The organism is Drancourtella sp. An12, assembly GCF_002160935.1.
Classification (GTDB): domain Bacteria; phylum Bacillota; class Clostridia; order Lachnospirales; family Lachnospiraceae; genus Sellimonas; species Sellimonas catena.
Genome location: NZ_NFLO01000012.1, coordinates 84,582 through 94,402, shown reverse-complemented (window position 1 = coordinate 94,402; position 9,821 = coordinate 84,582). Strand labels below are relative to the sequence as shown.

The window sequence follows — 9,821 nt, the reverse complement described above, 5'->3', positions numbered from 1 at the left end:
ACAAAATCACTTAAACTATGAAAGATGGCGAGCCGTGTACATCGAGAGGTGTAAGCACGGTTCTGGAGGGGGTTACGCCAAGACCACGGACGAAAGGAAGTATGGCGTGGCGTTTCCTACCTTATGAACTCTACACCATGCAGCGTTACCTTCAGTATGGAACGTTAGGGGAGAAACACTTACAGCACTTTGACGCATGGGCGTCCACCTTTGGAGAAACTGTGACCGCATTGGAGATTGCGCCGGAAGGGAACGGATACCGCCTAAAGACACGGTTTGCACGGTTCTATAACCTGCCGGAACTTCTGCAAATGTTCCGGGAGGTGGCAGATATCCAAACAGCGGATATGCTGAATCTTCCTGTTCCGGAAACGGTGTACCGGGTAGTAAAGGTGGAAGCTAGCGATTTACAACGGGATATGGTGGAGGAACTGGGAAACCGGGCGGAAAAGGTACGGACCCACCAAGTAAACCCAAGAGAAGATAACATGCTTAAGATTACCAATGACGGAAGGAAACTGGCTCTTGACCAAAGGCTTACGAATCCGCTTCTGCCGGATGATCCGGGAAGTAAAATCAATGCCTGCGTGGAGGAGATCTATCGTCACTGGGAGGAGGGAAAGGAGAAAAAGCTGACGCAGTTGGTATTCTGTGATCAGTCCACACCGAAAACAGACGGTACTTTCAGTGTGTATAACGACATCCGGGATAAGCTGATTGCGAGGGGAATCCCACCGGAGGAGATTGCCTTTATCCATGACGCCAATACGGATGTGCGGAAAAAAACACTCTTTTCCAAGGTCAGGCGTGGGGCTGTCCGTATCCTTATGGGAAGTACGTTTAAGATGGGAGCCGGAACGAATGTGCAGGATCGGATCATAGCCAGCCACGATCTGGACTGCCCCTGGCGTCCCCGTGATCTGGAGCAGAGGGCAGGAAGAACCATCCGGCAGGGCAATCAAAACCCGAAAGTTGAGATCATCCGGTATGTGACAGAGGGAACTTTTGACGCTTATCTCTATCAGACCATTGAGAACAAGCAGAAATATATCAGCCAGATCATGACATCCAAGAACCCGGCCCGGAGCGTGGAGGACATAGATGAAGTGGCTTTGTCCTATGCGGAGATCAAGGCTCTGGCCACAGGAAACCCTTATATTAAGGAAAAGATGGATCTGGATATACAGGTATCCAAGCTGCGGCTTTTAAAGCAGAGCTTTCTGAACCAGAAATATGAGATGGAGGATCAGGTGGCAAAACATCTTCCGGCACGGATCAAAGAACAGGAGACATGGATCACACAGTATGAGGCAGATATTGCCCAGGTTAAAGCACATACGCCGCCGGATCGGGAAACTTTTCCAGTCATGCAGATCGGGGATTACTCTTACACGGAGAAAAAGGAGGCAGGACAGGCAATCATTGACGCCTGTAAAGCCATGAAATCTCCGGAGCCTGTGCCACTGGGGGCTTATCGTGGACTTTCGATGGAGCTGTCCTATTCCTCTGCCAGCAAGGAATTTGTCATTGCTTTACATGGGAAAGGAACCTATAAAGTGCCACTGGGAACGGATATTCATGGAAATATCACAAGACTGGATAACAAGATCAATGAGCTGCCGGACAATCTCTCACGCTGCCGGGAAGTTCTTGAGACCGTAAAATCTCAGTTGGAAACTGCAAAGGTGGAGGCACAAAAGGAGTTCCCGCAGGAAAAGGAACTGGCAGAAAAGGTGGCAAGACTGGGGGAACTGAACGCTCTTCTGGATATGGACAAGAAAGACCACATCGTTATGGAAGAAGAACCGGAAGAAGAGGAAATCGAACCGGAGCGGGAAAAAGCCGCCTGGGTGCGGTAAGAAATGCGGTATCGGGGAACTGATACCGTAATACATAGCCTTAGATACAAATGTGTAAACAATGAAAACGCACAATCGCCAGCGGTCAGAACTTCTGATATAGTGGGCGGGAAAGGAGGAAAAGAAGGCTATGAAGATAGAGAATGTGGATATTTACGATCTACCGATCTGGGCCTGCGCTGTGGTGGACGAGATCAGCGAAACCTGCAAGAATCGGTTGAAGTTGTCTCCGGAATACAGCCGGATTTTAAAAGAGAGTGACGAACTACTATTTAAATATCCGTTTATCTCTAAGTTGATTGACCGGGATAAGATCGAAGAGCCGATGAAACTTTCCGTGAAAAAGGCAAAGGCACTGTCAAAATTCCTTGCGCTGGACGCAGACAGGGAAGATTATGAACGAATACAGCTTTATCTTATGGGATGTCAGCATACCATAGAAGTGCTGCAGCTACTGGAACTTTTATAGGAAACAGCGGACTGGATTGTAGAAAGATAGAAAACTGGATATAGTAAGATAAGAAAGCAGATTAGCAGAGCAGAAAGGATGAACAGTTTGGAGAAGACAGACTTTTATGATTTGGTGGAGCGGATTAAAGACAGTTTTATGGAGATCGACAGCGAGATCATGGTGGATTTGAAAAAACAGGATGAAGAGTATGCCGATATGTGCCAGGAACTGGGAGAGATGGAAAGCAGGTATCCGTTTATTCTGGAAGTGACAGAAGGGAGCGGAGCTATCAGCCTTACAGCCAAGGAACATGAGATTGTGAGGCAATACATGAGCAGGATGTTTGAGAAAGAGACGATAGAACGCTGTCAGATTTATTTCCGGGGGCATACGGACGGATATGCGTATCTGAAAAAGATTGGGGCAATCTAAAAAAAGTCTTGTAATTTTTAAATTATCGCATATACTATTATATACACGCAGACATGAGTAAGAGCAGCGAGGGTATCTTGACATCAATATGAAAGCGTGTATAATTATAATTAAAGAAAGGCGATTCCCTGCCTGAGTAATCTTTGAGATTATGAAATGGGAGACGATAAAGAAGTAATGAGCGTGGTCCTGCTTAGTGGACGATTCAAAATGAGCGTGGTCCTGCTTAGTGGACGATTCAAAATGAGCGTGGTCCTGCTTAGTGGACGATTCAAAATGAGTGTTTCCCTACTTAGTGGGAAAAAGATAGCCGCTGAAAAGCGGCTATTTTCAAAGGAGACAAATGAGATTATTAGAAGAGGATATAAGAAAAACCACACCTATTTTATGTGAGATTCAACGGGATTATATAAAATATATGCACGATGCAGACTGGCGTGTCAGCGTCAAATATAACAACAGAAAATTTGTGGGTTTAGCAGTACAAATTAATGGTAGAATGTTTGTAGTTCCATTAACATCGCAAACAACAAAAGAAAGAATTGCAAGAGGAAAGAAGAAAAGAAGCGCTGTCATTACTACCTTTCTTAAGGTGGCGGGCGAGGAGATAGCGAATTTATTGCACAATAACATGTTTCCAGTACCAGACAGCCAGATAAAACCCATACAGATCGATCCAAAAATTGATACATATCTGGCAAATGAAGAGCGACAGATAAGAAAGAAATGGGTTGAAATCAATACTAAGTCTATTGCAGTTTATCGGGAGAGATACGATAAAGAATCAAGAAATTATTATTTTTTTAATAAGACATGCTGTGATTTTAAAAAATTAGAAATAGAGTGCGATAGGTGGGAAAGAGAACATAATATATCTTCTACGTTATAATTTGATTATCAAGAAAGGAATTACATAGCCGGATGGTTTTCAAGAAAAGAAGATCATCCGGCTATTTTTGTGCCCGGATATACAAAATCAGCTATGAAATATCTAATCACGGGCAGGAAAGAATATGATATTTATGTCTTATGTTGCGACGGAAGTGATGCAGAGTGAAATTGATTAATCTGTTGATCTGTCTAATATAAAAATCTTAGGATTAAAAGTAGAGTGAGTTTACAGATAGAAAGAAGCGTGGTAAAGTTGGGATAAAGATAAATTGGAATTTGGAAGGAGCGTTGCACATGGATTTCCCTTTTTATGATGCACCTAATACAGCCACAATAGTCTGTTGCCATATTATAGATGATGGCAAACCTATTTTATATGTATCTCATGATGAAGATGATGGAATGTGGCAATTTTTGTGTGGTTCAACACATGATACGGATGAAGCGAGGCTAGTATCTCTAAAAGAAGCGTTCGATTTAGACAATTCTGTTGGTGTTCTTAAAGATATGCCATGTGGTTACTATGCCGAAAGAAAAACGCAAAATGATAATTGGCTTGTGAAGAAACGATAAATCCTAATTTGCTGAAATAACCAAACTCATATTGTGATATATAATTACATAGCCGGATGGTTTTCAAAAAAAGAAGATCATCCGGCTATTTTTGTGCCCGGATATACGAAATCAGCTATGAAATATCCAATCACGGGCAGGAAAGGAGATGATATTTATGCCTTATGTTGCGCCGGAAGTGGTGCAGAGAGTGAAGCAGATTGACCTGCTGACCTATCTGAAAACCTATGAACCTTATGAGCTGGTGCATTTCTCAGGGAACACTTATACCACCAGAACTCACGACAGTTTGAAGATTTCCAATGGGAAATGGATGTGGTGGAGCCGAGGGATTGGGGGCAGGAGCGCACTGGATTATCTGATCAAAGTGAGAGGATATGACTTCGTGCAGGCGGTACAGACCATAGCGGAACAGGCGGCGATCCAGCCGCCTGTTTCCATACCAGCCGAAAAGAAAATAGAGAAAAAGCTGATCCTTCCAAAACCATACCGCTATCAGATATACGAAGTTTCTTACCTGCAGAACCGTGGGATTGACATGGAGATTATTCAGTTTTGTCTGAAAACCGGACAAGTTTATGAGAGTGCGAATTATCACAACGTGGTTTTTGTGGGGAAGGATCAGTGCGGAATACCTCGTTATGCGGCTCTGCGCGGGATTGATACAGACTTTGTCGGAGAGGCGCCCGGGAGTGACAAAAACTATTCTTTCTGTATCCCAGCAGAAGAAAAATGCTGCGAAGTCCATCTGTTTGAGTCAGCGATTGACCTGCTATCTTACGCCACGGAGCAAAAACTGGACGGGAATAACTGGAGAGAGGAACACTTGTTATCTCTTGCAGGTGTGTATCAGCCAGCCAAGGAAATCGAGAAAAGTAAGGTGCCGGCGGCACTGACACGCTTTTTAAACGAACATCCGGAGGTGGATAGGGTGGTCTTTCATCTGGACAATGACCGGACGGGAAGACTTGCGACACAGGCCATCCGGACGGTTCTTCCAGAGAAATATCAGACAAAAGATGAGCCGCCAAGGCAGGGAAAAGACTGTAATGACAACCTCTGTATCCGGCTGGGAATCCGGCAGACAAAGCGGGAAAAACGGCACAGAGAAAGAAGTCTGGAACGATAGAAAGAGAGGATTTTATGAAAATAATTCACTATGATCTGCGGATCATTCACAGAAAAAAGATTGCAATAGGTGCGTCCAACCAGAAGGAAATTGACCGGATTCTGCGAGATCTGATTACATCCGGAGAGGCTTTGAATGTGGAGAGAGGCGAAGTAGTCGGCATTGTAGTTGAAGAAAAAGAGGAGCGGGATTGTCCGGGAGACTGTGATCATTGCTCCTATCTTTGCCCGGAAAGTGGAGAATGTATTGTAAATGACCGGAAGGAGAGATGTCATACCTGCGAGTATGGCTGCGAGAAATGCGGCCTTTGCAGTCTGATTGACTATGGCGTCTGCGGAGATGAGGAGTGTGAAAATTGCCACTGGCGTTGCCCGGAATGTGGCGGATGTACTCATCCGGAAGGGGAGAAACAGCCATGACAGATGTTCTTGTCGGCAGGTAATGAACCGCCGGAGGCGGGAACGGAGCGCAGGCAGAGTGTGATACACAATACCAGCAAGCAACGCCTTTGGATTGCCAGCGCTTCTCTGGCAACCATCCGGCAGCTTGTCAGGGAAAATCCCTGAAACCCTTTTACAAGAAACGGAGGTAAGAATGAAGATGATTCAGTTTATCGTTGGAACAATCGTAGGCGGTATGATCGGTGTGGCTATGATGTGTCTTATGCAGATCAATCGCCTTTACAGACATGACCGGGAGGTGGACGAATGATACGCATGGAAATGATCAGAACAGGAAAAGAGACTGCGGAAAACAGACTGAAAAAATATCAGCAGGCATTAAGAGAAAAGGAGGGCAGACGGAATGAACAGCACAGTTGCGGTAAAAGTGTTCGCGGAAGGTGTGACACAGCAGATTAAAGATTATCTGCCGGAAGAATATCAGGACATGCAGTGTGAAGTTTCTGAACAGCAGAAGAATAATGGCGTAGTGCTGACAGGAATTGTTCTCAGTATGCCGGGACAGCAGATCGCTCCGGTTGTCTATATGGAACCTTTTTATGACCAGGTCCGAAAGGGAGAGCCGATGGATCGGATCATGAACCGTATTGCCGATGTGTGCAGACAGTCGCTGTCTGTGCGGGAACTGCCGGAAAGTCTGGATTTTACGGATTATGATTCCGTGAAAGATTATTTAACCGTGCAGGTCATCAATACAAAAGCGAATCAGCGGATGTTATCCAAAGTCCCGCATAAGCAAATGGAAGACCTGTCTGTGATCTGTAGGATTGAATTTCCTTCGCCCGCCGGGGAGGGAGTTGGGAGTGTCAAAGTAACCCATGAAATGCTGAGTCAGTGGGGAGTACGCCCGGAGGAAGTTTACCAGAAGGCGGTGGAAAATTCAGTCAAGGGAAGTCCGGCTGTACTGATGAGCATGGATGATCTGATGATGGAAATGAGTGGACTTCCCTTTGAGGCCCAAAATCTGTTTCAGTTAAAAGAAGGGGAGGAGTTCCCTAGAGAGGGCATGTACGTTCTGAGTAACCCGATGAGATTAAATGGAGCCTCTGTTCTTGCGTATCCAAATCTGCAGGAGCAGTTGGAGTCCGTATTCCCACAGGGCTGTTATCTCCTTCCCTCGTCTCTGCATGAGATGATTATCATTCCTAAAGATCTCGGTATAACACCGAAAGAAATGGGAGAGATGGTGCGTGACGTGAATCAGAAAGAAGTAGCCCGTGATGAAATCTTGTCAGACCGGGTATATGAGTTTGACAAAGAGAAACGACAGTTGCGTCAGATACCGGAATCCATGGAAAAAGCAAAGGAGATGGAGCGATGAGAAAACGAAATGTGGCGATCCTGTTCCGACTAAACCGGAAAGAGGCGGAGGCGCTGGATAAGAAAGTGAAGAAGAGCGGACTGAGTCGTGAGGCGTATCTCCGCCATCTGATCAGCGGTGTGGTTCCGAGAGACGCTCCGCCACCGGACTATTATTCCATGATGAGGGAACTCCACCGGATCGGGAATAACTTAAATCAGATTGCACAGAAAGCCCACACTCTAAATGTGCTGGATGTGCAGCGATATGACCGGGATATGCGGATGTTTGAGGATACCATAAAGAAGATTACGGAGGCAGTGATCCTGCCGGAACCGATGAAAAATGAAAACCGGAGGGGAGTGTAAGGTGGCTACCACATCCATCTGGAGTGTGAAAGGTTGGCTGGGGAAAGTCGTGATCTATGTAGAGAACCCGGAAAAGACCACCGCTCCGGAGATCGCAAAACTTCCGGGATATAAAAAAGAAGAGGCGGTACAGAGTGAGGAGAAAATGCAGAGCCTTTCTGATGTGATCGCCTATGCAGTCAACGAGGAAAAGACCAGACGGAAAGGGAAGAAGGGAGAGGAGGAGATTACCAGTGAGACGGAACCGGTTATGCAGCAGTATGTTTCCGGTATCAACTGTACGCCCGCCACCGCACGTAATGAAATGATGGCGGTTAAAAAGCGGTATGGAAAGGATGAAGGGATTATGGCATTTCATGGGTATCAGTCCTTTGCTCCGGGAGAGTGTACCCCGGCATTGGCCCATGAGATCGGTGTCCGCCTGGCACAAGAGCTGTGGGGCGAGCGTTTCCAGGTGTTGGTTGCCACTCATCTGGACAAGGCCCATCATCTTCACAACCATTTTGTGGTCAATTCTGTATCTTATGCAGACGGGAAACGGTATCACAGAACCAATCAAGACTACCGAGATATGCGAGCTGCCTCTGACCGTCTTTGCCGGGAGTATGGCCTGTCCGTGATCGAACATCCGAAACCGGGAAAGTCCAGGCATTATGGCGAGTGGCGGGCAGAGCAGGAAGGGAGGCCCACTTATCACAGTATTGTCCGGGAGGACGTGGATGAGGCGATTTTACAGGCGAGGACGGAAAAACAGTTTTTCTATATCCTAAAGGCGAAAGGCTATTCCATCAAGTTTGGGAAAGACATCACTATCCGTCCGGAAGAACGGGATCGGGGATTGAAACTGGAGCGGAATTTTGGAGAGGACTATTCTCTGGAGTCGATCCGGAGAAGAATACTGGAGGAAAAACCGTCTGCTATCCCGCAGGAAGAACGACTGCCGGAGAAAAAGCGGTATGTGGTGCATGTGAGGGGAAACCTGCCGAAAAGAAAAATCGGAGGACTGCGGGGACTGTACCTGCACTACTGCTTCCTTTTAGGAATCCTGCCGAAAAAGCGCCCTTCCGTGTCCCCGAAACAACTTCATTTTCTCCTGCGGGAAGATCTGGCGAAACTGGAACAGATCTCCAGAGAGACAAGGCTGCTTTGCCGATGTCACATTGACACGGACGAGCAGCTATTTTCTTATAAAGGATCTCTGCAGGAACAGATGACGCAGTTATCTAAGGAACGTCAGAGGCTACGATATCAGTGCCGCAGTATCCGGGAGGAGGAACGTCTGGCGGAAGTAAAAGCAGAAATTTCCAGACTGACTGCCCGAATCGGGGAACTCCGAGAGGAGGTGGTGCTTTGTGACGGGATTGCCGCACGTTCCGGTTTGATCCGGCAGAAAATACAGATTGTGCGGCAGGAAAAGAAACAGGGAAAGGAGGAAGTAAGCCATGAACACATCAGGCGAAGCCGCTGACCAGGTAGTAAGGATGTCACTGGAAGTAGGTGAGGCTGCCCTAAAGCTCACAGGAGTCGGAGCGAAACAGCTTGCAGTGCTTCTGTATGCGATAATGAAAGAACAGAAAAAGACCAAAGGGCGGGCAAGGCTGGAAACCCTTGTCCGCTCCGGCAAACCGCTGACTGTGTATCCTGTGAAAGAAAACGATTTGAAACAGTTTGTCGCAAGAGCAAAACGATATGGGATCCTATACTGTGCGGTGCGGAATCCGAGAGGGAGTAAGGATGGGATGGTCGATGTGGTGGTCAAAGAGGAGGATGCTCCCCGGATTAACCGGATCGTGGAGCGGTTCAAGTTTGCTTCTGTTTCGGAAGCAGCAGAAATTAAGGATGAGATTGAAAAGAGCAGAGCGGATAAATCCAAGGGGAAGAGCCGGGAGACGTCCTCCGGAAAAACACGACCGGATACCGGAAAGACAAATCAGAAAGAGGAACACCTGCAGGAGCAGAAGGTGGTATCTGGGAAATCTCCAGAAGTTCCACGGCAGGAACATCCGGAAAAATCACAAGAGGATCGGATCATGGACGAATTGTTTGGGGAGCCAGTAAAAAACGAGGGAAAACAGCAAAACCCCTCTTTGGCAAAGACAGAGAAATCCCGTCTGTCCGAGCCTATCTCCGTGAGGCCAGACAAAACCGCCGAGGGTACTTCTAAGCTGTATACCCCATCCGTACCGAAAAAGCCGTCTGTACGGAAAGAACTTAATGAGATAAAGGCAGCGAGGAAGAAAGAGGCGGAAGGTAAGGCACAGGAAACGGTTTCAAAAGAGAAGCCCAGCCGGACAAGGCAGACGCAGCATACACAGCCGCAGAACCGGAAAAAACAGAGAAAATCGAAAGAGAGGTAG

At 46.8% G+C, this 9,821-nt stretch carries 12 protein-coding genes; all 12 read left to right on the top strand.

Going from position 1 to position 9,821, the window contains the following annotated elements:
• The first annotated feature begins 17 nt into the window (after positions 1 to 17).
• The 12 genes from B5E64_RS11385 (at position 18) to B5E64_RS11330 (ending at position 9,821) form a co-directional block, all read left to right on the top strand.
• Positions 18 to 1,859: a helicase C-terminal domain-containing protein gene (locus tag B5E64_RS11385; protein WP_087168625.1), complete on the top strand. Its 1,842-nt coding sequence runs from the start codon at positions 18 to 20 to the stop codon at positions 1,857 to 1,859.
• A gap of 130 nt (positions 1,860 to 1,989) precedes the next feature.
• Positions 1,990 to 2,328: a hypothetical protein gene (locus tag B5E64_RS11380; RefSeq protein WP_087168624.1), complete on the top strand. Its 339-nt coding sequence runs from the start codon at positions 1,990 to 1,992 to the stop codon at positions 2,326 to 2,328.
• 78 nt (positions 2,329 to 2,406) lie between these two features.
• Positions 2,407 to 2,742 (top strand): hypothetical protein, encoded by a 336-nt coding sequence (locus B5E64_RS11375; RefSeq protein ID WP_087168623.1) that lies wholly within the window; start codon positions 2,407 to 2,409, stop codon positions 2,740 to 2,742.
• A 343-nt stretch (positions 2,743 to 3,085) separates the two neighbouring features.
• On the top strand, positions 3,086 to 3,631 hold the full coding sequence (locus B5E64_RS11370) for a type III toxin-antitoxin system ToxN/AbiQ family toxin (protein ID WP_087168622.1): 546 nt from the start codon (positions 3,086 to 3,088) through the stop codon (positions 3,629 to 3,631).
• A 278-nt stretch (positions 3,632 to 3,909) separates the two neighbouring features.
• Positions 3,910 to 4,206: a hypothetical protein gene (locus tag B5E64_RS11365; protein ID WP_242960172.1), complete on the top strand. Its 297-nt coding sequence runs from the start codon at positions 3,910 to 3,912 to the stop codon at positions 4,204 to 4,206.
• A 157-nt stretch (positions 4,207 to 4,363) separates the two neighbouring features.
• Entirely contained in the window at positions 4,364 to 5,335 is a 972-nt protein-coding gene (locus B5E64_RS11360; RefSeq protein ID WP_087168620.1) for a DUF3991 domain-containing protein, read from the top strand.
• A gap of 14 nt (positions 5,336 to 5,349) precedes the next feature.
• Positions 5,350 to 5,754, top strand: a complete 405-nt coding sequence (locus B5E64_RS11355) for a hypothetical protein (RefSeq protein WP_087168619.1) — start codon at positions 5,350 to 5,352, stop codon at positions 5,752 to 5,754.
• A 175-nt stretch (positions 5,755 to 5,929) separates the two neighbouring features.
• The gene (locus B5E64_RS11350; protein WP_087168618.1) at positions 5,930 to 6,046 is read left to right on the top strand and encodes a DUF3789 domain-containing protein; all 117 of its coding nucleotides are present in this window, start codon (positions 5,930 to 5,932) and stop codon (positions 6,044 to 6,046) included.
• 93 nt (positions 6,047 to 6,139) lie between these two features.
• On the top strand, positions 6,140 to 7,117 hold the full coding sequence (locus tag B5E64_RS11345) for a DUF5688 family protein (protein WP_140398856.1): 978 nt from the start codon (positions 6,140 to 6,142) through the stop codon (positions 7,115 to 7,117).
• The gene (gene mobC / locus B5E64_RS11340) at positions 7,114 to 7,464 is read left to right on the top strand and encodes a plasmid mobilization relaxosome protein MobC (RefSeq protein WP_087168616.1); all 351 of its coding nucleotides are present in this window, start codon (positions 7,114 to 7,116) and stop codon (positions 7,462 to 7,464) included. The genes B5E64_RS11345 and mobC overlap by 4 nt, the downstream gene beginning before the upstream one ends.
• A 1-nt stretch (position 7,465) precedes the next feature.
• Positions 7,466 to 8,932 (top strand): relaxase/mobilization nuclease domain-containing protein, encoded by a 1,467-nt coding sequence (locus tag B5E64_RS11335; protein WP_087168631.1) that lies wholly within the window; start codon positions 7,466 to 7,468, stop codon positions 8,930 to 8,932.
• Positions 8,907 to 9,821 (top strand): PcfB family protein, encoded by a 915-nt coding sequence (locus tag B5E64_RS11330; protein ID WP_087168615.1) that lies wholly within the window; start codon positions 8,907 to 8,909, stop codon positions 9,819 to 9,821. Before B5E64_RS11335 ends, B5E64_RS11330 begins: the two co-directional genes overlap by 26 nt.